Genomic DNA, 23,815 nt, shown 5'->3' on the forward strand with positions numbered 1-23,815 from the left:
TGGACGCCCTCTGCGACGATATGCCGCAGCCAAGGTCCTATAATCCTCGCTGAACTGTTGTTTTGATAGCAATACAAATGCGCAAGACTGCGGTTTTCTTTTATTATTTCGGCAACAACTTCCGCCAGGTTGTCGCTTCTTCGCTCAATCCGATTGAAATTTTCATGCGTAAATTATTGCAGCGCACTATACTTTCCCCTGTTTCCACAAGGAAATTAAATGCCGGTCGCGCAGGCCGGACGACTGGGAGCCAGCAATGCCGCGCGGGGGCGGCGGGCTGGTGCGATCGATTCAAGCAGCTTGCACGGGAGCCAGGCCGGTTGGCCTGAGTGACAACAACAAGATGATTCCACATCCAGCAGGTCCAGCCGAATCCGACATGCCGCAACAGATGCCGCTGCGCGCGTTGCTGGCCGAAATCAGCGCATTGACGCTGCACGTGCAGCAACTGAGCCGCATGGCCGGAGAAGCCAGCGCCCTCATCGACAACGGCCAGATGCCAGCGCCCATCGATCCCGCGCCGTTGCGCGCGCAAGACCGCCACATGCCGGATGACGCGGATCAGCGGGCGCAACGGGTGGAACTGGAAGAGGCCATCCTGCGCATCTTCGACGAAACCTTTGGTCCGCGTCCCGATACCCTGGAACGCCAGATGAGCATGAGCCTGATCGCCGAAATCGGCCCGGCGGCCTTCGTGCAGAAGGTGCTGTGGGGCGAGGAGATCAGCGATATCGCCCTCACCATCGCGCTCGAACGCATGCTGCCGGCGCTGGAACTGCTGGTCGAAGCGTATCCGTGCGCCTTCCTGAAGCAGGCCAATTCGGTGCTGGGGCGTTTCAAGGCCAACTAGGGCCTGTTCACATCGTCAGCTGGGGCTGCGCTTGAGCGAGCGCTGCAGGTGCGCCGCAAAGCGCGCTGCCGCAATGGATTGCCGGTGATACGCCAGCGACAGCTGCGCGCGCGGCGCCGGTTCGCGGATGTCGATGTAGCGCACCTGGGCGAGCTGCACCTGTTCGATGGCCTCGGGCACGATGGAAATGCCCAGGCCGGCCGCCACCAGGTTGATGGCCGAGGTCAGTTGCGGGGCCAGTTGGATCACCTGCGGATCAAACCCGGCCGCCTGGCAGGCGCTGAAGATGTTGTCATAGAGCGCCGAACCCTTGCCGCGCGGGACCATGATGAAATTCTCCTCCGCCAGGTCCTGCAGACGCAGCGACTTGCGCCGCGCCAGCGGATGCGAGCGCGGCAGCGCCACCTTCAGTTTTTCTGCCGGCAGCTCCACCACCCCGAGCTCGGCCGAGGGCGTCGTGACGATGCGCACGAAGGCCGCATCCAGCTGGGAGGCGGCGATGTCGGCCAGCAACTGCTCGGTGATCCCTTCGCTCAATGAAATCTCCAGCTTGCGGTGCCGCTCGCGGAACTGCTGCAGCGCATGCGAGACCAGCGGATGAAACACTGCCGACGACGTAAAGCCCATGCGCAACAAACCCACTTCGCCGCTGGCAGCCTGCTGCGCAGCGCGCAACGCCTGCTCGGCATCGTCCACCGCCTTCTGCGCATGGGGCAGGAACACGCGCCCGACCTCGGAGAGCTCCACCCCATGCGAGGTCCGCAGGAAGAGGGCGCCGCCGATCTCTTCTTCCAGATCCCTGATCTGCATCGACAAGGGCGGCTGGCCGATGCCGACCTTCTCGGCGGCACGGGTAAAGCTGCGCTGTTCGGCCACGGCGAGGAAATAGCGGAGATGTCGGAGTTCCATATCTGGGCGGATTGCTGGCTGTGATATCTGTTTGATAGATGGGCAGGGCGCCTGCCATATATTGGACAATATAGCCGATTTATTCCAGACTGCCTCTCTCCACAACACAGCTTGCGCACCGGGCCCACACCCCGGGCGCCCTCATCAAGATGCAGTCCCTCTCGGATTCTTCCATCGCCGGCAAGTCCGCTGGCGCCAGCCTCGGCAACGCTGCGAACGGTCCTGCCGTCCGCCCCGTACGCGGCGCCGTGCGCGGCTCGGCCGCTTATCGCAACATCGTGCTGGCGCTGTTCTGCTCGGGCTTCGCCACCTTCTCGCTGCTGTATTGCGTGCAGCCGCTACTGCCGGCCTTCGCCCATGAATTCCGGATCGGCGCGGCCAGTGCCTCGCTAGCGCTGTCCTTGTCCACCGGTTTTCTGGCGATATCGATCCTGCTGGCCGGCATGGTCTCGGAACGCTACGGCCGCAAGGAACTGATGTTCGCCTCGCTGGCTACGGCCGCCTGCTGCAACCTGCTGGCAGCGGTAGCACCGGACTGGGAGCTGATCCTGGTGGCGCGCGCGCTCGAAGGCATTGCCCTGGGCGGCGTACCGGCCGTGGCCATGGCCTACCTGGCTGAAGAGATCGATGCCGGTGGACTGGGCTATGCCATGGGCCTGTACGTGGGCGGCAATGCCTTTGGCGGCATGGTGGGGCGGGTCGCCATGAGTACGCTCTCCGAACACTTCGGCTGGCGCCATGCCATGCTCGCCATCGGCGTGCTCGACCTGGCACTGGCGGTGGCCTTCGTGCTGATGCTGCCGGCCTCGCGCAACTTCGTGCGCAATGGCACCATGCGGCTGCGCGACCACCTCGCGCTGTGGCAGCGCCACCTGGGCCATGCACGGCTGCCGCTGACCTTCGGCATCGCCGCACTGAACATGGGCATCTTCGTCACCTCGTACAACTACGCGGGCTTTCGCCTGATGAGCCCGCCATTCTCACTCTCGGCCACGGTGACCGGGCTCATCTTCAGCGCCTACATCTTCGGCATCGTCTCCTCGTCCTGGGCCGGCGCCCTGGCGGACCGTTATGGCCGCGCACCACTGGTGGTGGCGGGCATCGGCACTTCCTGCCTGGGCCTGTTCCTGACCTGCACGCCCTGGCTGGCGGTGGTGATCGCGGGCATCGTGCTGCTGACAATCGGATTTTTCACCACGCATTCGGCCGCCAGCAGCTGGGTCGGCCGCATGGCCGGCACCGGACGCGGCCATGCGGCCTCGCTCTACCTGCTGTCCTACTACCTGGGCGGCAGCGTGCTCGGCTCGGTCGGCGGCTGGTTCTGGCAACACGCGGGCTGGAATGCCGTGGCCGGGTTCATGCTGTTGCAGGTGGTGATGGCGGCCTGGCTGGCGCGGTGCTTGTGGAGGCAGGGGCGCGACTAGGCGCAGGAAAGGCCACAAGAAAGAAAGCCGGCATGTCGCCGGCTTTCAGCTTTGTGCCAGCGCCCGCACATCACACCTGCGCCATCCCCCCATCGACAAACAGCTCGATGCCATTGACGAAGCTGGCGGCATCCGAGGCCAGGAAGGCCACGGCCTTGCCGATTTCCTGCGGTTCGCCCAGGCGGCCCAGCGGCACTTGCGCAGCCAGGAAGTCGAACAGGCCCTGGCGCGCTTCATCCGGGACCAGGCCACCCAGGCCGGGGGTACGCACCGGACCAGGGCTGACCACATTGACACGGATGCCACGGTCCTTCAGGTCCAGTGCCCAGGAGCGGGCGAAGTTGCGCACCGCCGCCTTGCTGGCGCTGTAGACGCTGAAATTGGCGGTGCCCTGGATCGAGACGGTCGAGGCCGTCAGCACCACCGAGGCGCCATCGACCAGCAGCGGCAAGGCCTTCTGCACGGTGAACAGCACGCCGCGCACATTGGTGCCGAAAATGCGGTCGAAGTGTTCTTCGGTAATGGCACCCAGCGGCATCATGTCGCCACCACCCGCATTGGCGAAGAGGATATCGAGCCTGCCGGCGCTCCTGGCGATCTGCGCATAGACCTGATCGAGATCGGACAGTACCGAAGCATCCGCCCGGATACCGGTCGCGGCGACGCCGATGCCGGCCACGGCGGCATCCAGCTCGGCCTGGCGGCGGCCGGTGATGAAGACGCGCGCACCTTGCGCGGCCAGCTCCTGGGCAGTAGCCAGGCCGATGCCGCTGGTGCCGCCGGTGACGAGTGCGATCTTGCCGTCGAGTTGCTTGTTCATGGTAGTGCTCCTTGAAATGAGGGTATGCATGGAAAGAGGATGGATGCCTGTCTCGTTGCGGCAGCGCCGTGTATCGATCAGGCATGGCCGCACTTTATCGACCCGGACTTTGTGGATAAAGCGTGTAAAATCGAAATAACTATCTACCTGCATGGATAATCAAACTCTTTCGCCAAGCGCAGGCAACCGCGAAAAGGAACGGCAACATGGATCAATTGATGGCCATCCGTGGCTTCGTGCGTGTGGTGGAGGCGGGCAGCTTCACGCGTGCGGCCGACTCGCTGGACATGCCCAATGCCACCTTGAGCAAGCAGGTGCAGGAACTGGAGGCGCATCTGGGCGTGCGGCTGCTGCAGCGGACCACCCGCCGCGTGACGGTCACCCCGGAGGGGCGCGATTATTACGAGAAGACCACCCGCATCCTGCGCGACCTGGAAGATATCGACACCTCCTTCGACATCGCCCGCAGCAAGCCGCGCGGACAGCTGCGCGTGGACGTGGGCGGTTCCGCCGGGCGGGATGTGCTGATCCCGGCGCTGCCCGCGTTCACGGCGCGCTATCCCGACATCCGTATCGACCTGGGCGTGTCCGACCGCTCCGCCGATCTCATCAGCGACAACATCGATTGCGTCATCCGCGGCGGGCCGCTGGACAGTTCCTCGCTGGTCGCGCGCCACATCGGCGATGCACATCTGCTCACCTGCGCCGCACCAGCCTATCTGAAGCAGTTCGGCACGCCCGCCTATCCGGAGGAGTTGAAGAATGGCCATCGCCTGGTGAGCTACCTGTCACCGCAGAATGGCCGCGCCTTTCCCTTCCGCTTCGCGCGGCGCGGCGAGAAGCAGGAGATCAAGGTGGAACACCGTATCGGGGTCAACGAGAGCAATGCCCATCTGGCAGCCGCCGTGGCCGGCCTGGGCATCGTGCAGACCTTCAGCTATGCCGCACGCTCAGCGCTGGAGAGTGGGGCGCTGGTGGAGATCCTGCGGCCGTGGCGGCCACAGCCTTATCCCTTCCACGTGGTCTATCCGCAGAACCGCCATGTGAGCCAGCGCCTGCGGGTCTTCATCGACTGGCTGCTGGAGTGCCTGCCAACACGCATTGCTGCCGAGGCAGCACCGTCCGGTAACGCGCAGCGCAAGCGCCGCACCTGAACCAAGCGCAAAAAAATCCCCAGCCGCAGCCGGGGATAATCCTCAAGAACTCACACGGTCAACTCAGGGAGTCCGGTCGGTCTTGGTGGCAGGCGAAGTCGCCAGGGCTTCGTTGCGCTGCGCGGTCGATTCCATCTTTTCCTGCCTCAGCTGCGCCTTGGCAGCCTTCTTGTCGGACTTGTACTCTTGCTTGGCGGCCTTCTTCTGTGCCTTGTACTCGGCCTTGGCGTCGGCGTCAGCCTGGCGCTTTTGAACGAACGGGTCGTTGGATGGCACGGCCGACGGGGTGGTTGACGAGGACGACATCGTGCTCATCGGTGTGGCACCCACGGCATTGCCGTTGGTCGGTGCATTTTGCGCCATGGCGCTACCGGCCAGGGCCATGAACAGGGACGAGATCAGGATGTGACGAGTCTTCATGCTTACCTCCTTGCATTGTGTTTATCGGAAAGCCCGAGGAGTCATTCAACCCGGGATGCTGGATCGACGATCCATGGAGCCACTATAGGCAAGCTGGCTGTTGCGCTATGTCGGACAAGGACTGATTTGAAGCCTCTCCGATGCCGCAAATGCATGAGCGATTTCAGGTATCGCCCGGGGTCACTCGCGGCCGGCGTGTTGTTCTGACACCCGGTCCACGCAAGAAGGTTCGCAGAAAAATGCAAGCGATGGTGAGGGATGCAAGCAATCGTAACCGGCGGGAACTGGCGAGAACCGGCGGGAGACGGCCGCGTGGCAGCCCTCGCGGCTCACCGGTCGGCGCGTACCACGACCTTGCCGAAGGCCCCGCGCTCCAGATGTGCCAGCGCTTCAGGCAATTGCTCGAAGCGATATTCCTGTTCCACCACGGGCGCCAGTCGCAGGTGATCTACCGCGCGTACCAGGTCTTCCAGTGCGCGGCGATGGCCCACGCCAATCCCCTGAATGACGTGACGCCCCAGCAGCAGGGGAAAACTGGAGGCCTGCAGACGGGCATCGCCCAGCAGCCCGATCAATGACAGGCGACCGCCTTGCTTGAGTGCCTGCAAGGAGCGCTCGACATTCTCGCCGCCGACCAGTTCCAGCACATGATCCGCACCGCGCCCATCGGTGAGAGCGCGCACCTCCTGGTGCCATTCGGGATGCTGAGCGCGCAGCAGGCCATGCGTGGCGCCCAGTGCACGTACACGTTCAAGCTTGCCCGCGTCCGCGGAAATGACGATGGTGCGTGCACCATGCGCCGCGGCCAGTTGCAGACCGAACAGCGCAACACCCCCCGTCCCCTGCACTACCACCATCTGCCCGGCATGCAGGTGTCCGTGCTCGACCAGCGCGGTCCAGGCTGTCAGGCCCGCGCACGGCAGGGTACTGGCCTGTGCGTCGCTGAGGTAGGCGGGAGCCGCGACGGCCCAGTCTTCGTGCAGCAGCACGTACTCGGCCAGCATGCCCGGCCCCGGTGCGCCAAGCGCCACTGCGGTATCGGGACAGGGACCGTCGAGCCAGCCACCCCAGAAGGTGGAGATGACGCGCTGCCCGGTCGTAAAACGACGCACGCCCTCGCCCACGGCCATCACCTGGCCGGCCATGTCGGAGGCAGGCGTGAAGGGGGGCCGCACCTGGGCGCCTCCGGTGCCGTTGTCGATGTTCATCTTGTCGCGGTAGTTCAGGGCGACGGCCGCCACGCGCACCAGGATCTGGCCGGGCGCCGGAGAGGGAACGGGCAGGGTCTGCAATTGAAGGTGCTGCTTGCCGAACTGGCCGAGATGCCAGCGGCGCATGGTCTTGTCCATGGTGGTTCCTTGGGATCGACAGAGGGGTGAAAGAGGGAGATCAGTGTAGGAACAATGCGCCGGCCGTTGTGGCGGTCATTTTTCCCTTGCTTGTAGAATTGAATTCACCAATCATTGATCTCTGCGGACACAATTCGCGCGCAAAGGAAACCCATGGACAGCTTCAGCGGCATCTCTGTCTTCATCCAGGCGGTGGAGGCAGGCAGTTTCATTCGCGCTGCCGAGCGCCTGCATCTCACCCGCTCGGCGGTCGGCAAGACCATCGCACGACTGGAAGAACGGCTGGGCGTGCGCCTGTTCCAGCGTAATACGCGCAGCCAGAGCCTGACTGCCGAAGGCCGTGCCTACTACGAGCGTTGCCTGCGCGCGCTGGAGGAACTGGAGCAGGCCCAGGCACAGGTGGGCGATGGCCAGCGCGAACCGGCGGGGCAGGTACGCATCAGCGCGCCGGTCCTGTTTGGGCGCCTGCGCCTGGCCCCCGTGCTGGTGGAACTGGCGCGGCGCTGGCCGCAGCTGGAGATCGCCGCTTCGTTCACCGATCGCCGTGTCGATCTGATCGAAGAAGGAGTGGATCTGGTACTGCGTAGCGGACCGATGTCCGATACCAGCCATCTGGTGGCGCGCAAGATGGGCGTGCAGACGATGATGCTGTGCGCCTCGCCCGCCTACCTGGCGCAACACGGCCGGCCGCGCCGCTTCAGCGATCTGGCGCAGCACCACGGGATTCTGTATGGCAAGGCCGGAGGGTGGCCGATCCGCGACGAGGCGGGACAGGTGCGCACCGCTCCGGTGGCCAGCCGGCTACGCTTCGATGATCTGGAAGCCATTGCCGACGCCGCGGTAGCCGGCGCCGGGCTGGCGCATCTGCCTTGCTGGCTCATCGGCGAACACGTCAAGGCCGGGCGGCTGGTCAAGCTGATGCCCGAGGCCTCCTTCGCCGCCATCGACATGCACCTGGCCTGGCCGCCCACGCGCCATCTGCCGCTGCGCGTGCGCACGGTGATCGACGCGCTGGCCGGGGCGCTGCCGCCTTTGCTGGGCGCCGAGCGGCGCAAGGCCGCGCGGGGGGCAATACGATAGCGGTTCAGGCGCTGCGCGGCACCTGTGCCAGCGCCGCAGGCTGCCCCGGCAGGCTCGCCAGCCATCCCTGCCAGAAGCGCCGCACGGCAGTGTCGAACTGGCGGCCGTGGCGCTGGGCGTCTGCGCGCAGGCTGGCCAGGCTGACGTTGCGGGTGTGGGCGATCTCATGCGCATGGCTGATGAGCCAGTGCTCCACCGTGCGCACATCCACCTCGGGATGGAATTGCAGGGCCAGGCCATGCCGGCCCCAGGCGAAGGCCTGGTTGGGATAGCGCGCCGACGAGGCCAGATGGCGCGCGCCCGGCGGCAGGTCGAAGGTGTCGCCGTGCCAGTGCAGCACCGGCGTCTGCTGGTCCACCAGCTCCTGCAGCCAGGGCGAATCGGCCAGATGCTGCCCCGCCTGCAGGCTGGCCCAGCCGATCTCCTTGCCGCAACTGCCGGGATAGACGCGCGCATGCAAGGCCGCCGCCATCAACTGCGCGCCCAGACCGATGCCCAGCGTCGGCAAGTCCTCCAGCAGCCGCGCTACTTCCGGGCGCAGCCAGGGATAGGCCTCGCTGTCGTACACCGCCACCGGACCGCCCAGCACGATCACCAGGGCCGCATCCAGCGGCGAGACGTCGGCGAACGCCTCCACCCCCACATCGAAGTAGCGGATCTGGTAGCCGTTGGCCACGAGCAACGGGGCCAGCTGGCCGAGATCTTCATTGGCGACGTGACGCAGGGCTAGGGCGGTTGGCATCGGGCTGGTCCTGTGATCGAGTGAAAGAAGAAGGGTGCTATGGCTTCGCTATATCTTATCGTATACAACGATTGCCTGAAAAACTTGCTCAAATAGATTGAACAAGTTATTGGTATTCTCTATTGGGGCGATTGGAAAATCTTTGCGGCATCGCAAAAGACAGGGCACCTGGAAAATGGGCTCTATGAAAGTTTATTCGTGCTTATTCTTAATAATCAATGACTTGAGCCACATTTGACGATGCAAGATATGTAATTTCTTGTCAAAAATCCATGTGCAGTTGCGGCGTAAAAACCGGCATACAGGCTCGAAAAAATTGATTGTTCGCGTTTCTGGAATGATGTATTCCGCTTTGTCTTCTTTTTCCGGGTTCGGTGAATCCCTAAACTTGGCTTCACGATGACAGCACACAACGACTGAACCACAAGGGTAGTCACAGGTTGCGGTGCTCATCCTCTCACTCACAAAGGAACGATCATGAACACCAAGAACATTGCCAAGAACCTGTTTGCCGGCCTGCTGCTGACCACCGCCGTCGGTGCCGCCATGGCCGAAGCACCGTATCCGCCCGCCACCCAGATCGTCTCGACCAAGAGCCGTGCCGAAGTGATCGCCGACCTGCAACAAGCCCGCGCCAATGGCGAGATGCTGGTCACCGACCAATATCCGGTGGAAAAGCCCTTCGTCTCCACCAAGACCCGCGCCGAAGTGCGTGCCGAGCTGCAGCAGGCCCGCGCCAACGGCGAACTGCTGGTGACTGACCAATATCCGGTGGAAAAGCCTTTCCACTCCACCCTGACCCGCGCCCAGGTGCAACAGCAGTTGCAGCAAGCCCGTCAGGACGGTAGCGCCATCAGCAACAGCCAGGCACCTGCGCTGTAATCAGCCAACCCTGCGTTGACCGGGCCCACGCGCCCGGCCAGCGCCGCAGCAAACGCAGCGGCGATCCCGCTGCGGCAGTTTCTCCCCAGGCGGGCTTCATGAAAGCGACATTCTCTCCCCTCGGTCGCCGGTAGTGAGGTCCGCCTGACCTTTCCTGCGCTCTTCGCGCCTGCAAATGGACGCCGCTCCTTCCCCTGATTTTCTAAGTTTTCAGTAGCGATCTCCACGTGCTTGCATGACGCATTTCTCCTATGAAAATGCGCGATTTTCTGTTCATTTTCTATTTTGCAAAACCTTAAATTTCGTATTTTACGTTTATAAGTTTTCGTCAAATCAAACTCTAAGTTTTTCTGTGAACTCGCTTGTTCGGAATTCCGGAATGATGAATTCCGATTTGGCGGCTTTATCCGCTCACCGACGATCTCTACACTTGATCCCAAGATGACAGCACACAGCGACTGAACCACCAACGCCGGTCCAGGTTGAAGTGCTCATCTCCTCACTCACAAAGGAACGATCATGAACACCAAGAACATTGCCAGGAACCTCTTCGCCGGCCTGCTGTTGACTACCGCCGTGGGCGCCGCCATGGCCGAAGCTTCGCGCGTCCCCGACACCAAGTTCGTCTCCACCAAGACCCGCGCCGAAGTCATCGCCGAACTGCAGCAAGCGCGTGCCACCGGCCAGTTGCTGGTCACCGACCGTGACCAGGACGTGAAGGCCGTGGCCTCCACCAAGACCCGTGACGAAGTGCGTGCCGAACTGGCCACCGCCCGTGCCAATGGCGAACTGGCCATCTCCAACCAGTAAGCAGCAACTGGCAGCATCTCCCTCGCGCCGGTGACACCGGCAAAGGTGTTTCTCCCCAGGCGGGCCCACGAAAGCGACACTCTCTCCCCTCGGTCGCCGGTAGTGTGGCCCGCCTCCCTTTTCTGCGTGATCATCGGATCGTGCCAGGCTGTTCTTGTCTTTTATCCTGCGACCTCAACGATCTCATTTCTCTAAGTTTCAGGCCAACTGCATTCTTAGAAATGGCTTTTCCACTTTCTAAGTTTTTTATTTCTCGCCACCAGAAAAAATCGTGGCGATTCTCCCCTGCTTTATGGCCCATGGCCGGCAATCCTGGAAGCTTGAAAATTGTTAGTGTTTTCCGGAACAATGAATTCCGGATTTTCGGCTTTTTCTTTGATGCGCAGATCTCTAAACTTGGTTTCACGATGACAGCACGCGATGACTGATCCACCTTCGGAACGGGTTGACGTGCGCATCCTCTCTCACGAAAAGGAACCGATCATGAACACCAAGACCATTGCCAAGAACCTGTTTGCCGGCCTGCTGCTGACCACCGCCGTTGGCGCTGCCATGGCTGAAGCCCAATACCCCGCTGAAACCCGTTTCGTCTCGACCAAGACCCGTGCCGACGTCGTGGCTGAACTGCAGCAAGCCCGCGCTTCCGGCCAGCTGCTGGTCAGTGATCGCGACCAGAACGTGAAGGCCGTGGCCTCCACCAAGACCCGCGACGAAGTGCGCGCCGAACTGGTCCAGGCCCGCGCCAATGGCGAGCTGGCCATCTCGAATCAATAAATTGAGGTCGCAAAAAAGGCGCGCCGGGCCAGCCGGCGCGCCAGATTCCCCCTCCAGGCGGGCCCCACGCAAGTGCGGCCCGCTTTGTTTTGTTCAGCCGGTTTTTTCTCCCGGTGCGCCGTCGATGATGGTATCGAGCGCTTCCGGCTGGTTGCGCGCCTCGACGTTGGCGCGCAGGCGGGGCAGGGCGTGCGGATAATTCGCGGCGATGAAACCGATCATGTGCTCGCGGATCTGGCAGCGCAGGTCGAAGGCACTGCCGGAATCCCTGGCCGAGACCAGCAGGCGGATCTGGACGTTGCGTTCGCTGGTATCGGTCACGTGCATCACGCAGACGCGTTTGTCCCACAACGGCAGGGTCTGGCAGACCCGCTCGAATTCGGCGCGGATGGCCGCCGTCGGCACCGAGAAATCCAGCCACAGGAAGACCGTGCCAAGGATGGTGGAAGAGGTGTGGGTCCAGTTCTCGAAGGGGTTTTCGATGAACCATTGCAGCGGCACGATCATGCGCCGCTCATCCCAGATCCTGACCACGACGAAGGTGCCCGTGATTTCTTCCACGCGGCCCCATTCACCCTTGACGATCAACACGTCATCAATGCGGATCGGCTGAGAAAACGCAATCTGCAGGCCCGCAAAGAAATTGCCCAGCACCGGCTTGGCGGCAATACCGGCGACGATGCCGGCCACCCCGGCCGAGGCCAGCAGGCTGGCACCGAACTGGCGCGCGCCGGGCAGGGTGAGCAACACGAAGGCCAGCCCCAGCAGGGCGATGATGAAATAGGCGCTGCGCGAGAGCACGCGGGTCTGCGTCAGGATGCGGCGCGCCTTGAGATTGTCGGCCACGTCGTAGGGATTGAGATTGATGACGGTGAGGCTGACCGATTTCACGCAGCGCATGAGGAACCAGGTCAGCGCCAGGATGAAGGCAATCGAGGTGAGATAGGAAATGCGCGTCAAGCCCGGCGTGTTGTCCGGCGCACCCGCCAGCACCAGGCGCAGCATGAAGAGGATCACGCAGGTGCGGCTGGCATTGAAGGTGACCTTGATGGCGGTGGTGGTGAAGGGCCGTCCGCGCACCAGGCGCCGTAACAGGGCAATGCCCATACGGTGCAGCAGGATCGCCACCAGCACCGCTACCAGGGCCACCCCCAGCACGATCAGTCCGGAGCGCAGCGGCCCCTCGTTCATGTTGTACAGAAAACCTAAATCCAGATCCATTGTTTCCCTTCCATCCAGTGTTGTTGAAGCGGTAGGCGCGGTGCGCTTTTCCGGTTCGAACGGGGAAGGGGGATTTTGTTTCCGCTAATTGCCCGCCGGCCGTGCATCGGCCGCCTGCGCGGCCTCCAGCGCTGCCACCAGCAGGCAAGCGGTCTCCACCGCAGCCGCCTGGGCCAGTTGCACCGGGGCAGGGCGCTGGCGCGTGAGGGCGTGCAGCGCCGCCGTGTCCTGCTCCTGCAGAGCTTGCGCCAGCGCACGCAGCCACTCCAGCAACACGGGCTCGGCCGCATGCGGATGCGCCCACACGTGGCTGGCGGCGGCCGCCAGGCGGCGCGACAGGGCCACGGCAGTGCGGCCACGGCCCTGGTCGCGCTCGGGCCAGCCGCGTTCGCGTGCCAGCCGCTGCAGCAACAAACCCGTCTCGACATTGGCTACGCAGGCCGCGCGCCGATGCGCATGCAGTTGCGCCAGCCGGGTCTTGTCCTGCGCCGCATCGCGTCCGGCCAGCGCGGCCGTGAGATAGGCCAGGTTGAGCTGGGCCATGGCGCGCAGCTGGCGTTGCGGGTCGTCCTGCTGGCGGCGCGGCCAGAACAGATAACTGGCCAGCACCGCCACCAGCGCACCGATGACGTTGTTGCCGGCGCGCAGGGCCGCATTGGCCAGCTCATGCGCAGGATCGCCGCCGACGTCGGCCACCAGCACGAAGACAGGCGTGAGGAAGGTGGCATACAGCCCATAGCTGACCGGGCGCAGCGCCATGGTCAGCACGGTCAGCGGAAACACCAGCAGCGCCAGGCCCAGCGGCGAATGCACCACCAGGCAGACTGCCACCGCCAGGGCGCCGCCGACCACGCTGCCCACCGCACGCTCCATGCTGCGCGACCAGCTGTCGGCAATGCTGGGCTGCATGACCAGCATGGTCGCCATGGTGGCCCAGTAACCGAAGGGCAACTCCAGCAGATGCACGATCAGGTAGGTAGCGCCGGCCGCCGCCGCACAGCGCCAGGCGTGATGCCATTCGGCCGAGCCGGCATGCACGTGCAGCGCAGCCTTGCGCGCCAGCGCGCGCACCAGGTGCAGGACGGCCGCCATGCCGCCACGCTCGGCGCGTGCCGTGCGGGCGGCCTGCTTGAGGCGGGCAGGATCGTCGGCACCCAGCGCCAGGGGCGTGTCGAGCTGCTGCAACAGGCGGCCGGTGCCGCTGGGCAGGCGCGCCACCAGTTGCCGCAGGCGCAGCATGATGCGGGCATCCTCGTCGGCGGCAATGGCCGCGCCGCGCTGCATCTCCCGCTGCATGGCCTGCAACTGCTGCGCAATCGCGCCCAGCACGCGGGCACTGCGCTGACGCGCGCGCAGCGGCTGGTAATGCGTGAGCTGCAGATCGGCCAGCACGGTGATGCCATCGAGCAGCGCGTCCGCACGCGCCAGACGCACCAGCAGGTTTTCATACAGGCGGCGCGATTCGGTGCGTTCGATGGCGACCGCCTCCAGCGCCCGGTGTGCGGCCGCCAGGTCGAAGCGTGCATGGCGGCGGGTATGGGCGGCCAGTTCGGCGGCATGCACGGCATAGGCCGCGTCCTCCAGGTCGGTGGCCGCGGCAATGGCCGCCAGCTCGGCCAGGGTGCCATAGGCGCGCGCCACGGCCTGGCGCGCCGGGGCGAAAGGGTGGATGCGCCACACCGTCAGGCCCAGCAGCAGCGCCCACAGGCAGCCGGCGAAATAGATCAGCACATGGCTCTGTGCCAGCGGCCACAGCACCACCGGGGCATCGGCCATGATGGCCGAGACGCCGGCGGCCAGCATCAGCACCAGTCCGGCAGCGGCACCGTAGATGCGCGAGAAGCCGGCCACGCCGGCACAGGCCATGATGGTCAGCAAACCCGCCTCCACGCTCCAGCCGGCCGCACTGGCGGCGACCATGCCGCCCAGGGTGGAGGCCAGCGCGAAGCCCCCCATGGAGGCCAGGCGCGCGCGGCTGGACCCGGCGCTATCGGCCAGGCAGGTCAAAAAGGCGCCGATGGCGGCCCAGGAGAACAGGGGATTGCCCAGCCACTCGCCCAGGAGCAGCATGGCCGCCGCCCCGCAGGCCGCACGCAGACCCTCGGACAGATTGGCATGGCGCAGCGGGAACTGCATGCGCCAGCGCTCCACGCGGGTGCGGCAGCGGCGGCAATAATGGAGCAGCAGGAAACGGTACAGCGAAAAACGCGAAAAAAAACGCGACGACAAGAGCGGCGGCATGATCGTGCTGGCGAGAGAGCGGGTGGTGGAGGACAACGCACTGCGTGGAGAGTGCCGACACCAGCGCGCTCACGCGCGATGACGTCATTCCGGTTCCGTCTTCACGAATGAGGGGGGTGCGGCAGGTGTCGGCACGATCAGTATAGGAAGCCGCTTCATGCACAGCATGACTTAAATTCACCAATTCCATTCCAAAATGGAATGCTACGCCTGCGTGCTCACACTCCCTGCGACAGCCACCTCATTTACGTGAGCGGCCACCGGCAAACAAGTCTTCGCTCAGTTCCATCCAGGCGCGCGCCGCATGCGAGAGATAGCCGCCCCGCGTGACGTAGGCCACCTGCCACTGCACTTCCGGCTCCACCAACCGCACCGCCTGCAGCTGGTCGCTGGCCAGGCGATGGATGAAGGGCTCGGGCAGCAGGGCCGCGCCCATCCCCGCCAGGGCCATGGCCACCAGCCAGTCCCACTGGGCGCTCTGGGCGACGATCTCGGGCGCAATGCCCAGTTCACGGAACATGCCGCGCAGGCTGCGGGTGAGGCCGAACTCGTTGTTGAGCAGCACCAGCGGCATGCCATCGAGCTGGGCGCAGCGCAGGGTGGCGCGGTTCCTCTGGAAGCGCCCGGCCTGGGCCACCGCCCACATGGGATAACGCGCCACCGGCAGGGTCTGCAGCTCCAGTTCGGGATCGGCCGGCAGCACGGTCATGCCGATCTCCAGTTCGCCATTGGCCACGCGCTGCTCGATCTGCGGGCCGGTGTCTTCGGTGAGGACGATGGCGATCTCGGGATGGCGTTCGCGGAAGGCCTTCAATACCGGCGTGCAGAGGATGTTGATCATCGGCGGGATGCCGATCTCCAGGCGGCCGCAGCGCAAGGCCTTGGTATCGCGCACTTCGGCATCGAGCCGCTGCATGGACGCCAGGATCTGCTGGCCCTGTTCATAGACCACGCGGCCGGTATCGGTGAGCTGCAGGCGGCGGCCATCGCGCACCAGCAGCGGTGCATCGACCTCTTCCTCCAGTTGACGCACCATCTTGCTGACGGTGGATTGGGTCACGTGCAAGGCATCGGCGGCGCGGCTGAAGCTGGCCAGGCGAACCGTCTCGGTGAAGTAACGCAGGGCGCGGATGTCCATGGCAGCGGCTTTCAGCGTGGTTTTTCGGGGTCAGGGAAGTATGCATTTTCCGACTGCAACAGCGGAATTTTAATCATACAGCGCATATCTTGCGGCTCCTATACTTGGGACAAACAAGATGCAAGAAGTCCGTCAAAGACGCACAGCACACTCCCTAAAGAACCCGAGCAGGAGCACACTCTCATGGATAGCCAGCGCATCCGCCAGCCCGCTTTGGCCGGCAAAGTCATGTCCGCCGCCCAGGCGGCGACCTTCTTCCACAACGGCATGACCATTGGCCTGAGCGGCTTTACCCGCGCCGGCGACGCCAAGGCCATGCCACGTGCGCTGGCCGACCGCGCCGCGCAGGAAGAACTGCATTTCACCGTCATCACCGGCGCCTCGCTGGGCAATGGGAGCGATGGCCTGATGGCCGAAGCGGGCCTGCTGGCGCGGCGACTGCCGTTCCAGGTCGACCCGACCCTGCGCAAGAAGATCAATGCGGGCGAAGTCATGTTCATCGACCAGCACCTCTCGGAGACAGCCGAACAGCTGCGCAGCGGCACGCCCTCGCGCATCGACATCGCCGTCATCGAGGCCGCCGCCATCACCGAAGAGGGCATCGTGCCCACCATGTCGGTGGGCAATTCGGCCAGCTTCGTGGAGCAGGCGCGCTACATCGTCATCGAACTCAACACCAGCATGCCGCTGGCGCTGGAAGGCCTGCACGATATCTACCTGCCGGCCGCGCGTCCGGAACGCAAGCCGATCCCGCTGACGGCGGCGGGCGACCGCATCGGCCGTCCGGTCATTCCTTTCGATCCGGACAAGGTGGTGGCCATCGTGCTGACCGAGACCCCCGACAGTCCCTCCTCGGTGCTGCCGCCGGACGATGAAACCCGCGCCATCGCGCGCCACGTGATCCATTTCCTCGAATGCGAAGTGGAAGCCGGCCGCCTGCCGCATACGCTGGCACCGCTGCAGGCCGGCATCGGCACGATTGCCAATGCGGTGCTGCACGGGCTGGTGGAGTCGCCCTTCCGCAACCTGGTGATGTATTCGGAGGTGTTGCAGGACAGCGCCATCGACCTGCTCGACTCGGGCCAGCTGGCCTTTGCTTCGGCTTCGTCGATCACGCTGTCGCAGGCCAAGTACGCGCACTTCCTGGCCAACATCGAACGCTACCGCGACAAGCTGGTCTTGCGTCCGCAGGAGATCAGCAATCACCCTGAGCTGGTGCGCCGACTGGGCATCATCGGGCTGAACACGGCGCTGGAATTCGATCTCTATGGCAACGTCAATTCCACCCACGTGGGCGGCACGCACATGATGAATGGCATCGGCGGCTCGGGCGACTTTGCCCGCAACGGGCAGATCTCGATCTTCGTCTCCAAGTCGGTGGCCAAGGACGGGGCGATTTCCAGCGTGGTCCCCATGGTCTCGCATGTGGACCACAGCGAGCATGACGTCGACGTGCTGGTGACCGAATGGGGCCTGGCCGACCTGCGCGGCCTGGCGCCGCGCGAGCGCGCGGTGAAGGTGATCGAGCAGTGCTGCCATCCGGATTACCGGGCGCAGTTGCGCGACTACTTCGACCGTGCCTGCCAGGCCGGTGGGCATACGCCGCATCTGCTGGGGGAGGCGTTCTCGTGGCATCAGCATTACGCACGGCACCGCACTATGCGCCTGGATCAGCACCAGGGTTGAAGCCTTCGCGGGAACAATGGAACGTGACGCAAGAAACTGATGCGTCTCAGTATGAGGTCTTCATGGCCTTGGCAATGGCGGCAGCGGCCACGGATTGCGCAGAACCATCTGGTTGGACCTCGGCAAGAAGCGCGATGTCTTCAAAGGTCGATGTCAGGCTGTCCATTATTTCCTGGAGCCTGTTGAGCTGATCGATCACATCTTGTGAACGGCGGTAGCCATGATCGTCGCCTGCTACTTTTGTATTCATTTTATTGTTCCCCGCTTTAGAAATTCGATGCGAATGCTGCGCCTGTGTGTAGGTCATCATTCATTTCCAAAGTTGCTCTGATTAAAGCGGGAGCCATCAGCGCCCGCCATTCCGAAAAGCAATTTGTTAAGTGCAATATAGCCACTCGGCTCATCCTTGAACCTCAGGCGTTTCCTGATGGCACCACATTTCTGTGTGGATTGAAGAGGGTTGGCGCGGCGGGCACCGGATGCGTCGCTTGCGCCAGGCAAGCTCAGGAACCGTGGGCGCCGCGTCCCACCGCCTTGTGCACCACGGCCGGCATCGCTTCTTTCATGGTGTCGATGAAGTGGCGCAGCCGCGCCGGGTAGAAACGTGCATACGGATACATCAGCGACACCGGCAGCGGCGCCGGTTCCCACTCCGGCAGCAACTGCACCAGGCGGCCGGCGGCGACATCCTCGGCCAGCACCCACGACGACCCCACGGCCACGCCCATGCCTTCGATGGCGATGTTGCGCAACGCATACAGGCTGTCGGTCACCAGTTGTGGCCGGAACGTGACCTGGCGCTGCTCGCCGGTGGTGGCGTGGGTCAGCGTGATCTCGCGGCGATAGAAAGCGGGAATGGCGATCCACGGGAAACTGGCCAGGTCCTGCGGACGGCGGGGCAGGGGGCGGCCCTGCAGCAGCGCGGGCGCCACCACCGTCATGCGCGGCACCTCGGCCAGGTGGATGGCGACCACCGAGGGATCGTTGACTTCGCCGACCTGGATGGCGCAATCGATGCCCTGGCTGATGAAGTCGGCCGCGCGGTCATGCAGCAGCCATTCCACGGTGATGCGCGGATGACGCTGCATGAATTGCAACAGCGGGCCGATCAACTGCCTCTGCCCGAAGGCGTGCGGTACCACCACCCGCAGGGTACCCTCGGCGTGCTGGCGGGCGCCACGCAGCTCGCTCTCGAACTCATCCCAGCCGGCCAGCAATTCCTTGGCGCGCTCGTAGCAGCGCTCGCCATCCTCGGTCATCTTCATCGCATGGGTGGAACGCTGCAGCAGGCGCACGCCCAGCGAGCGCTCCAGCGCCTGCAGCCGGCGGCTGACGGTGGGCTGGGTAGTCGCGAGCTGGGCAGCGGCCGCCGACAGGCTGCCGGCCTCGACGATGCGCACGAAGGTCTGGATCAGTTCGATGCGGTCGGTCAGGCCGGTGGCGGAAAAGCTGGGAGCAGAGGTGGCGGGCTTGGTCATACGGCTAACGTATAACAATTCTGCCGACTGCGCTACTACCGGATGCGAGCCGGGAAGCGGACAATCCGTTCCAACGCTGGCAAAGAGGGGATTTCCCGGGCCGGCCGCAAGACCCAACCTATCGAGGTACCATCATGAACAGCATTCCCAAGACGCATACAGCCGCCCCTGCAGCGGCTTCTTCCCCTGCCCGCGGGCTATCGACCGGCCTGATCGGCCTCTTGGCCAGCGGTGCCGGCCTGGCCGTGGCTTCGCTCTACTATTCGCAGCCCATGCTGGGCGTGCTGGCCGATGACATCGGCGCCTCCGAGCGCGCCGTGGGCATGGTGCCGATGTCGACGCAGCTCGGCTATGCGCTGGGCATCCTGCTGCTGGCGCCGCTGGGCGACCGCTATGACCGCCGCCGCATCATCCTCATCAAGGCCGCCATCCTGACGGTGGCGCTGCTGCTGGCCGGTGCGGCCTCGGGCGTAGGCGCATTGCTGGCCGCCAGCCTGGCCATCGGCCTGACGGCCACGCTGGCCCAGGACATCGTTCCGGCTGCCGCCACCCTGGCGCCGGAACAGCATCGCGGCCGCATCGTGGGAACCGTCATGACCGGCTTGCTGCTGGGCATCCTGCTCTCGCGCGTGGTGAGCGGCTTCGTGGCCGAGCACTTCGGCTGGCGTGCCATGTTCGTGGGCGCCTCGGCCAGCATTGCCCTGATCGGCCTGGCGGCATGGCGCGGTCTGCCGCGCTTCCATCCGACCACGCATCTGTCGTATGGTGCGCTGCTGGGTTCGCTCGGTACGCTGGTCAAAAAGCATGGCGCCCTGCGCCGCGCCGCGCTGGCCCAGGGCTTGCTGTCGGTCGGGTTCTCGGCCTTCTGGTCGACCCTCGCGGTGATGCTGCATGGCGCTCCGTTCCATCTGGGCAGTGCCGCCGCCGGTGCCTTCGGCCTGGCCGGTGCCGCTGGTGCCCTGGCTGCGCCGCTGGCGGGCCGCATCGCCGACAAGAAGGGTCCGGAACTGGTGACCCGTCTGGGCGTGGCACTGGCCGCACTATCCTTTGCCTCGATGGCCCTGGCGCCGTGGTTCTCGACCCAGGGTCAGCTGGTGCTGCTGGCACTGGCCGCGATTGGCTTCGATCTTGGCGTGCAGGCCACGCTGGTGGCGCACCAGACCATCGTCTACAGCATCGAACCGGGCGCCCGCAGCCGCTTGAACGCCGTGTTGTTCGTGGGCATGTTCATCGGCATGGCTGCCGGTGCTGCCCTGGGCAGCCTGGCCCTGGCGCAGTGGGGCTGGATCGCGGTGGTGGCGCTGGCGGTGATGGCTGCCGTGCTGGCCCTGGTGGTGCGGATGTGGCCGGGGGCTGCCAAGGCTCGCTGATGAGGCCTTGTACGGTTCCAGTACCAGGAAGCAACGGTCCCGGCATCTGCCGGGGCCGTTTTTTTTTATATTTTTTCCACCGCGGCGGGATATTGCACAGGCAAGCTGAAGCAGGTTTGCCGGAGGGGAAGATGTAGCGCCGCCTCGCCCCGGCTGGCCACATCTTTTATAATCGCGGGGAGGAGACAACCCATCGCCAGCATCCTGCCCGGCAGTCAATGCGCCCATCCGGCGCGGCACCCGGGCCATGCGGCGAACGACAAAGCAGGGTGAACGGCATGGCACTGTATTTCAAGAACAAGCGACAGAAGACCTTCCTGGGTGCGCCCGTGGGTTGGCCATTGATGTTTCTGATGGCGGTGGACCTGTGCATTGCCGTGCTGATGTTCCTGTCGGACCATGACTGGAGCGGCCTGATCCTGCTGTATCCGCCGCTGGCGCTGGCACTGGCGATGCTGGCTGATGCCAGGAAAGAAAAGCAGGCTGCCGAAGAGGCCCGGCGCCAGGCCGCACGCCAGCGCCGCTGATGCCCGCCCGGCCGCGCCGGATGCGGCGTGCCGGCTTCACCGACTCACCACGATCCGCACCGATGACCCAAGCTTCCGACCGCGCAGCGCTGCTGCTGGTATCGCGCCTGAATTTCTCCTATCCCGGCCTGGACCTGTTCCAGGATTTCTCGGCCCGTATCGCCCCTGGCGTGACCCTGGTGCGGGGCGGCGATGGCCGGGGCAAGACCACGCTGCTGAACCTGCTGGCAGGCCTCATGCCGGTGCGCGATGGGGTGCTGGAACTCAACGGCCTGCGGCTGGACAGCGAAGCCGAAAGCTATCGCCGCCAGGTCTTCTTCATCGATCCGCGCTCCGAAGCGTATGACCAGATGACCCCGCCCGAAGTATTTGCGGCGGTGGGCGAACGTTATCCGCATTTCGATCATGGGCGCTTGCCGGCATTGACCGAAGGGCTGTCACTGACGCCGCATCTGGAGAAGAAGCTCTTCATGCTCTCCACCGGCAGCAAGCGCAAGGTCTACCTGGCCGCCGCCTTCGCCGCGCAGGCCACGCTGACGTTGCTGGACGATCCCTATGCCAGCCTGGACCGGGCTTCCATCAACTTCGTGGCGGCGACCCTCAATGATCATGCCGGGGATGTGCAGCAGGCGTGGGTCGTGGCGATGTACGAGACGCCGCAGGCAATCAGGCTGGCGGGGACCATCGACCTGGGTGACTGAAGGCCGGCTTGCCGCAGCGGGCCGATGAAGATGGTATCAGCTGTTACCAATGGCCCCGGCTCCCCTCTTTCCAATGGCGCACGGCTCAACGCCGCGCCGTCGACAACAGGTCCGACACCACCCCGCGTAGCCAGCGATGACCCGGATCGTGATGGTAGCGCTCGTGCCAGTGTTGCTTGACCGCATAATCCGGCAGCGCAAAAGGCACCGGGAAGACCTTGAAACGTCCGCGTCCTTCCAGGACTTCAGCCAGGCGTTCCGGGATGGTCACCAGCATGTCGGTCTGCTCGATCACGAAGGCAATGCCGAGGTAATTCGGCACGCGCAGGGCGATGTTGTGACGGATGCCCTGGCTGGTGATCTCCTTGGCCAGGATCAGGTGACCGGTGCCGGAGGAGGTGACCACGGCGTGCTCCTCGCGCTCGAACTGCCTGAGCGTCAGGCGCTGGCGGATGCGCGGATGGTCGGCGCTGGCCACGCAGACGTAGCGCTGGCGAAACAGCGATTGCTGATAGAAACCCGCCTCCAGTTGCGGCACGAACCCCAGGGCCAGGTCGGCTTCACCGGACTCCAGCAGACGCGGGGTCTGCTCCGACAAGGGCACGATGTCGATATGGATGCCCGGTGAGGTACGCCGCAGGTGCGCCCACAGCCGGGGCAGCAACACCAGCTGGCTGATGTCGGTCATGCTGATGGTGAAGGTGCGCTCGGCACGGGTGGGGTCGAAACTGCTGCGGTAACCAAAGACCTGTTCCAGCGAAGCCAGGGTGCCATGCACCTGCTCCTGCAACTCGCAGGCCAGCGGCGTGGGTTCCATCACGTTGGCGATGCGCACGAACAGCGGATCGTTGAAATGCGCGCGCAGACGCGCCAGGGCGATGCTCACCGCCGGCTGGCCCAGCCCCAGATGCTCGGCCGCGCGGGTCACGCTGCGGGTCTTGTAGATCTCGTCGAATACCTGCAGCAGGCGGATGTCTGCGGTTTGCATATGTCTCGCTCTATTCTTTATTCGAATGGAATCAATTAATACCATTGCATAGACCGAATGTCGATGCGGCGCGTACATTTCCAACATCAAAAAAAATCAGCACTGGCCGACGCGCCAGGCGTGACAACGACACTGGAGACACCATGCTGCAACTCGGCACCCTGGATGACCTGCCATCCGACTATCGTGACGCCCTCACCCGGCAACATCTGGTCCCGCTGTGGCCCAGCCTGCGCAAGGTGCTGCCGCCGGGCAAACCGATCCCGCAAACGCGTCCGGCGTACTGGAGCTACGAGGCCCTGCGCCCGCTGCTGATGCAGGCCGGCGAACTCACGCCGATGGAAAAGGCCGAGCGGCGTGTGCTGGTCCTGGCCAATCCCGGCCACGGGCTGGAAAAGATGCAGGCCAGCGCCGCCATCTACCTGGGCATGCAATTGCTGCTGCCGGGCGAATGGGCGCCCGCGCACCGTCACACGCCCAATGCCGTGCGCATGATCGTCGAAGGCGAGGGCGCCTACACCACCGTGGATGGCGAGAAATGCCTGATGCAGCGCGGCGACCTGATCCTCACACCGACCGGCCTGTGGCACGAGCACGGCCACGATGGTAGCGAACCGGTGGTCTGGCTGGACGTGCTGGACCTGCCGCTGGTGCATTACCTGGAAGCCTCCTACGTGCAGGAAGGCCCGCCGCAGAAGGTCTGCCAGCAGGGCCGGGAGCGCGCCTACCGCAGCGGCGGCGTAGTACCGGCACCGCTCTTCGTGCGCAGCCGGCAGCCCTATCCCATGCTGCGCTATCCCTGGTCGGAAGTACGCCAGAGCCTGCTCGGGCTGGCGCAATCGCAGCCGCCCGGCGAGGCGGTGCAACTGGCCTACATCAACCCCGAGAGCGGGAGCGATTGCCAGAACATCCTCGGGTATTCGGCACTGATGCTGCGGCCCGGCGAATCGCTGCGGCTGCCGGCGCGCTCGCCGGCGGCGGTGCTGCACCTGATCGAGGGCAGCGCCAGCGTCGGGACGGCACAGGCGCAGTTCACGCTGGCCGAGGCCGACACCTGCTGCGTTCCGGGCTATAGCGCCGTGCAGTTGCATAACCGTTCGGCCGGACAGCCGGCCTTTTTCTTCATCGCCGATGAGAGCCCCCTGCATCGCAAGCTGGGCCTTTACGAAGTGCGCGGCGAGGATTGACACGGCGGCCTTCCCGCATCCGCTGACGCAGGCCGCTTTTCTCTCCCTATGAACAAAAAGGATA

General features: G+C 64.5%; 25 protein-coding genes. 13 read left to right on the top strand and 12 right to left on the bottom strand.

What is annotated here, in order from left to right; genetic code table 11:
* Positions 1–77: 77 nt before the first annotated feature.
* Both ACVC5H_RS00090 and ACVC5H_RS00095 read left to right on the top strand, forming a co-directional pair.
* Positions 78–329: a hypothetical protein gene (locus ACVC5H_RS00090; RefSeq protein WP_489620415.1), complete on the top strand. Its 252-nt coding sequence runs from the start codon at positions 78–80 to the stop codon at positions 327–329.
* 50 nt (positions 330–379) lie between these two features.
* Positions 380–850, top strand: a complete 471-nt coding sequence (locus ACVC5H_RS00095) for a hypothetical protein (protein WP_489620416.1) — start codon at positions 380–382, stop codon at positions 848–850.
* Positions 851–865: 15 nt separating this feature from the next.
* Here the strand turns inward: ACVC5H_RS00095 and ACVC5H_RS00100 are convergent, their stop codons facing one another.
* The gene (locus ACVC5H_RS00100) at positions 866–1,759 is read right to left on the bottom strand and encodes a LysR family transcriptional regulator (protein WP_489620417.1); all 894 of its coding nucleotides are present in this window, start codon (positions 1,757–1,759) and stop codon (positions 866–868) included.
* 149 nt (positions 1,760–1,908) lie between these two features.
* Between ACVC5H_RS00100 and ACVC5H_RS00105 the strand changes: the two genes are divergently transcribed.
* Positions 1,909–3,183, top strand: a complete 1,275-nt coding sequence (locus ACVC5H_RS00105) for an MFS transporter (RefSeq protein ID WP_489620418.1) — start codon at positions 1,909–1,911, stop codon at positions 3,181–3,183.
* 70 nt (positions 3,184–3,253) lie between these two features.
* On the opposite strand, the gene ACVC5H_RS00110 is transcribed toward ACVC5H_RS00105, so the two are convergent.
* Positions 3,254–4,003 carry an SDR family oxidoreductase gene (locus tag ACVC5H_RS00110; protein ID WP_489620419.1) on the bottom strand — a complete coding sequence of 250 codons (750 nt, stop codon included), beginning with the start codon at positions 4,001–4,003 and terminating at the stop codon, positions 3,254–3,256.
* Between the two features lie 206 nt (positions 4,004–4,209).
* Between ACVC5H_RS00110 and ACVC5H_RS00115 the strand changes: the two genes are divergently transcribed.
* On the top strand, positions 4,210–5,157 hold the full coding sequence (locus ACVC5H_RS00115; protein WP_489620420.1) for a LysR family transcriptional regulator: 948 nt from the start codon (positions 4,210–4,212) through the stop codon (positions 5,155–5,157).
* 63 nt (positions 5,158–5,220) lie between these two features.
* Here the strand turns inward: ACVC5H_RS00115 and ACVC5H_RS00120 are convergent, their stop codons facing one another.
* Positions 5,221–5,577, bottom strand: coding sequence for a hypothetical protein (locus ACVC5H_RS00120; RefSeq protein WP_489620421.1), 357 nt, complete (start codon positions 5,575–5,577; stop codon positions 5,221–5,223).
* Between the two features lie 329 nt (positions 5,578–5,906).
* A complete protein-coding gene (locus ACVC5H_RS00125; protein WP_489620422.1) occupies positions 5,907–6,926 on the bottom strand; it encodes a zinc-dependent alcohol dehydrogenase family protein in 1,020 nt (339 codons plus the stop codon).
* Between the two features lie 153 nt (positions 6,927–7,079).
* On the opposite strand from ACVC5H_RS00125, the gene ACVC5H_RS00130 reads away from it, so the two are divergent.
* Positions 7,080–8,006, top strand: coding sequence for a LysR substrate-binding domain-containing protein (locus tag ACVC5H_RS00130; RefSeq protein WP_489620423.1), 927 nt, complete (start codon positions 7,080–7,082; stop codon positions 8,004–8,006).
* A 4-nt stretch (positions 8,007–8,010) separates the two neighbouring features.
* On the opposite strand, the gene ACVC5H_RS00135 is transcribed toward ACVC5H_RS00130, so the two are convergent.
* A complete protein-coding gene (locus ACVC5H_RS00135) occupies positions 8,011–8,748 on the bottom strand; it encodes a glutamine amidotransferase (protein WP_489620424.1) in 738 nt (245 codons plus the stop codon).
* 477 nt (positions 8,749–9,225) lie between these two features.
* Between ACVC5H_RS00135 and ACVC5H_RS00140 the strand changes: the two genes are divergently transcribed.
* Positions 9,226–9,630 carry a DUF4148 domain-containing protein gene (locus ACVC5H_RS00140; RefSeq protein ID WP_489620425.1) on the top strand — a complete coding sequence of 135 codons (405 nt, stop codon included), beginning with the start codon at positions 9,226–9,228 and terminating at the stop codon, positions 9,628–9,630.
* Here the strand turns inward: ACVC5H_RS00140 and ACVC5H_RS00145 are convergent.
* Positions 9,585–10,097 (bottom strand): hypothetical protein, encoded by a 513-nt coding sequence (locus ACVC5H_RS00145; protein ID WP_489620426.1) that lies wholly within the window; start codon positions 10,095–10,097, stop codon positions 9,585–9,587. The two genes, ACVC5H_RS00140 and ACVC5H_RS00145, sit on opposite strands and share 46 nt — an antisense overlap.
* Before the next feature lie 52 nt (positions 10,098–10,149).
* On the opposite strand from ACVC5H_RS00145, the gene ACVC5H_RS00150 reads away from it, so the two are divergent.
* Both ACVC5H_RS00150 and ACVC5H_RS00155 read left to right on the top strand, forming a co-directional pair.
* Positions 10,150–10,440, top strand: a complete 291-nt coding sequence (locus ACVC5H_RS00150) for a DUF4148 domain-containing protein (protein ID WP_489620427.1) — start codon at positions 10,150–10,152, stop codon at positions 10,438–10,440.
* 483 nt (positions 10,441–10,923) lie between these two features.
* A complete protein-coding gene (locus ACVC5H_RS00155; RefSeq protein ID WP_489620428.1) occupies positions 10,924–11,214 on the top strand; it encodes a DUF4148 domain-containing protein in 291 nt (96 codons plus the stop codon).
* Between the two features lie 93 nt (positions 11,215–11,307).
* Here the strand turns inward: ACVC5H_RS00155 and ACVC5H_RS00160 are convergent, their stop codons facing one another.
* From ACVC5H_RS00160 to ACVC5H_RS00170, 3 genes are all read right to left on the bottom strand, one after another.
* Positions 11,308–12,435 carry a mechanosensitive ion channel family protein gene (locus ACVC5H_RS00160; RefSeq protein WP_489620429.1) on the bottom strand — a complete coding sequence of 376 codons (1,128 nt, stop codon included), beginning with the start codon at positions 12,433–12,435 and terminating at the stop codon, positions 11,308–11,310.
* An 84-nt stretch (positions 12,436–12,519) separates the two neighbouring features.
* Positions 12,520–14,676 (bottom strand): FUSC family protein, encoded by a 2,157-nt coding sequence (locus ACVC5H_RS00165; RefSeq protein WP_489620430.1) that lies wholly within the window; start codon positions 14,674–14,676, stop codon positions 12,520–12,522.
* Positions 14,677–14,917: 241 nt separating this feature from the next.
* Positions 14,918–15,814, bottom strand: coding sequence for a LysR substrate-binding domain-containing protein (locus tag ACVC5H_RS00170; RefSeq protein WP_489620431.1), 897 nt, complete (start codon positions 15,812–15,814; stop codon positions 14,918–14,920).
* Positions 15,815–15,997: 183 nt separating this feature from the next.
* On the opposite strand from ACVC5H_RS00170, the gene scpC reads away from it, so the two are divergent.
* Positions 15,998–17,500 carry a succinyl-CoA:acetate CoA-transferase ScpC gene (scpC, locus tag ACVC5H_RS00175; protein WP_489620432.1) on the top strand — a complete coding sequence of 501 codons (1,503 nt, stop codon included), beginning with the start codon at positions 15,998–16,000 and terminating at the stop codon, positions 17,498–17,500.
* Positions 17,501–17,546: 46 nt separating this feature from the next.
* On the opposite strand, the gene ACVC5H_RS00180 is transcribed toward scpC, so the two are convergent.
* Positions 17,547–17,810, bottom strand: coding sequence for a hypothetical protein (locus tag ACVC5H_RS00180; protein WP_489620433.1), 264 nt, complete (start codon positions 17,808–17,810; stop codon positions 17,547–17,549).
* Between the two features lie 193 nt (positions 17,811–18,003).
* Entirely contained in the window at positions 18,004–18,978 is a 975-nt protein-coding gene (locus tag ACVC5H_RS00185; protein ID WP_489620434.1) for a substrate binding domain-containing protein, read from the bottom strand.
* Between the two features lie 134 nt (positions 18,979–19,112).
* On the opposite strand from ACVC5H_RS00185, the gene ACVC5H_RS00190 reads away from it, so the two are divergent.
* The 3 genes from ACVC5H_RS00190 (at position 19,113) to ACVC5H_RS00200 (ending at position 21,576) form a co-directional block, all read left to right on the top strand.
* The gene (locus ACVC5H_RS00190; protein WP_489620435.1) at positions 19,113–20,348 is read left to right on the top strand and encodes an MFS transporter; all 1,236 of its coding nucleotides are present in this window, start codon (positions 19,113–19,115) and stop codon (positions 20,346–20,348) included.
* A gap of 278 nt (positions 20,349–20,626) precedes the next feature.
* The gene (locus ACVC5H_RS00195; protein ID WP_489620436.1) at positions 20,627–20,875 is read left to right on the top strand and encodes a hypothetical protein; all 249 of its coding nucleotides are present in this window, start codon (positions 20,627–20,629) and stop codon (positions 20,873–20,875) included.
* 62 nt (positions 20,876–20,937) lie between these two features.
* On the top strand, positions 20,938–21,576 hold the full coding sequence (locus ACVC5H_RS00200; protein ID WP_489620437.1) for an ABC transporter ATP-binding protein: 639 nt from the start codon (positions 20,938–20,940) through the stop codon (positions 21,574–21,576).
* An 85-nt stretch (positions 21,577–21,661) separates the two neighbouring features.
* Here the strand turns inward: ACVC5H_RS00200 and ACVC5H_RS00205 are convergent, their stop codons facing one another.
* A complete protein-coding gene (locus ACVC5H_RS00205) occupies positions 21,662–22,564 on the bottom strand; it encodes a LysR family transcriptional regulator (protein ID WP_489620438.1) in 903 nt (300 codons plus the stop codon).
* Positions 22,565–22,707: 143 nt separating this feature from the next.
* Here ACVC5H_RS00205 and ACVC5H_RS00210 point away from each other — a divergent pair, with 143 nt between their 5' ends.
* Positions 22,708–23,751: a cupin domain-containing protein gene (locus tag ACVC5H_RS00210; protein ID WP_489620439.1), complete on the top strand. Its 1,044-nt coding sequence runs from the start codon at positions 22,708–22,710 to the stop codon at positions 23,749–23,751.
* Positions 23,752–23,815 lie beyond the last annotated feature (64 nt).

The sequence above is a fragment of the Herbaspirillum sp. Her3 genome, from assembly GCF_057961275.1.

Bases quoted from the DNA above. Each gene is read 5' to 3' on its own strand.
- ACVC5H_RS00170 (WP_489620431.1), bottom strand. From the start codon at position 15,814: ATGGACATCCGCGCCCTGCGTTACTTCACCGAGACGGTTCGCCTGGCC.
- ACVC5H_RS00205 (WP_489620438.1), bottom strand. From the start codon at position 22,564: ATGCAAACCGCAGACATCCGCCTGCTGCAGGTATTCGACGAGATCTAC.
- ACVC5H_RS00130 (WP_489620423.1), top strand. From the start codon at position 7,080: ATGGACAGCTTCAGCGGCATCTCTGTCTTCATCCAGGCGGTGGAGGCA.
- ACVC5H_RS00160 (WP_489620429.1), bottom strand. From the start codon at position 12,435: ATGGATCTGGATTTAGGTTTTCTGTACAACATGAACGAGGGGCCGCTG.
- ACVC5H_RS00135 (WP_489620424.1), bottom strand. From the start codon at position 8,748: ATGCCAACCGCCCTAGCCCTGCGTCACGTCGCCAATGAAGATCTCGGC.
- ACVC5H_RS00120 (WP_489620421.1), bottom strand. From the start codon at position 5,577: ATGAAGACTCGTCACATCCTGATCTCGTCCCTGTTCATGGCCCTGGCC.
- ACVC5H_RS00095 (WP_489620416.1), top strand. From the start codon at position 380: ATGCCGCAACAGATGCCGCTGCGCGCGTTGCTGGCCGAAATCAGCGCA.
- ACVC5H_RS00180 (WP_489620433.1), bottom strand. From the start codon at position 17,810: ATGATGACCTACACACAGGCGCAGCATTCGCATCGAATTTCTAAAGCG.
- ACVC5H_RS00190 (WP_489620435.1), top strand. From the start codon at position 19,113: ATGAACAGCATTCCCAAGACGCATACAGCCGCCCCTGCAGCGGCTTCT.
- ACVC5H_RS00115 (WP_489620420.1), top strand. From the start codon at position 4,210: ATGGATCAATTGATGGCCATCCGTGGCTTCGTGCGTGTGGTGGAGGCG.
- ACVC5H_RS00185 (WP_489620434.1), bottom strand. From the start codon at position 18,978: ATGACCAAGCCCGCCACCTCTGCTCCCAGCTTTTCCGCCACCGGCCTG.
- ACVC5H_RS00165 (WP_489620430.1), bottom strand. From the start codon at position 14,676: ATGCCGCCGCTCTTGTCGTCGCGTTTTTTTTCGCGTTTTTCGCTGTAC.
- ACVC5H_RS00110 (WP_489620419.1), bottom strand. From the start codon at position 4,003: ATGAACAAGCAACTCGACGGCAAGATCGCACTCGTCACCGGCGGCACC.
- ACVC5H_RS00210 (WP_489620439.1), top strand. From the start codon at position 22,708: ATGCTGCAACTCGGCACCCTGGATGACCTGCCATCCGACTATCGTGAC.
- ACVC5H_RS00200 (WP_489620437.1), top strand. From the start codon at position 20,938: ATGACCCAAGCTTCCGACCGCGCAGCGCTGCTGCTGGTATCGCGCCTG.
- ACVC5H_RS00150 (WP_489620427.1), top strand. From the start codon at position 10,150: ATGAACACCAAGAACATTGCCAGGAACCTCTTCGCCGGCCTGCTGTTG.
- ACVC5H_RS00090 (WP_489620415.1), top strand. From the start codon at position 78: ATGCGCAAGACTGCGGTTTTCTTTTATTATTTCGGCAACAACTTCCGC.
- scpC (WP_489620432.1), top strand. From the start codon at position 15,998: ATGGATAGCCAGCGCATCCGCCAGCCCGCTTTGGCCGGCAAAGTCATG.
- ACVC5H_RS00125 (WP_489620422.1), bottom strand. From the start codon at position 6,926: ATGGACAAGACCATGCGCCGCTGGCATCTCGGCCAGTTCGGCAAGCAG.
- ACVC5H_RS00140 (WP_489620425.1), top strand. From the start codon at position 9,226: ATGAACACCAAGAACATTGCCAAGAACCTGTTTGCCGGCCTGCTGCTG.
- ACVC5H_RS00195 (WP_489620436.1), top strand. From the start codon at position 20,627: ATGGCACTGTATTTCAAGAACAAGCGACAGAAGACCTTCCTGGGTGCG.
- ACVC5H_RS00100 (WP_489620417.1), bottom strand. From the start codon at position 1,759: ATGGAACTCCGACATCTCCGCTATTTCCTCGCCGTGGCCGAACAGCGC.
- ACVC5H_RS00155 (WP_489620428.1), top strand. From the start codon at position 10,924: ATGAACACCAAGACCATTGCCAAGAACCTGTTTGCCGGCCTGCTGCTG.
- ACVC5H_RS00105 (WP_489620418.1), top strand. From the start codon at position 1,909: ATGCAGTCCCTCTCGGATTCTTCCATCGCCGGCAAGTCCGCTGGCGCC.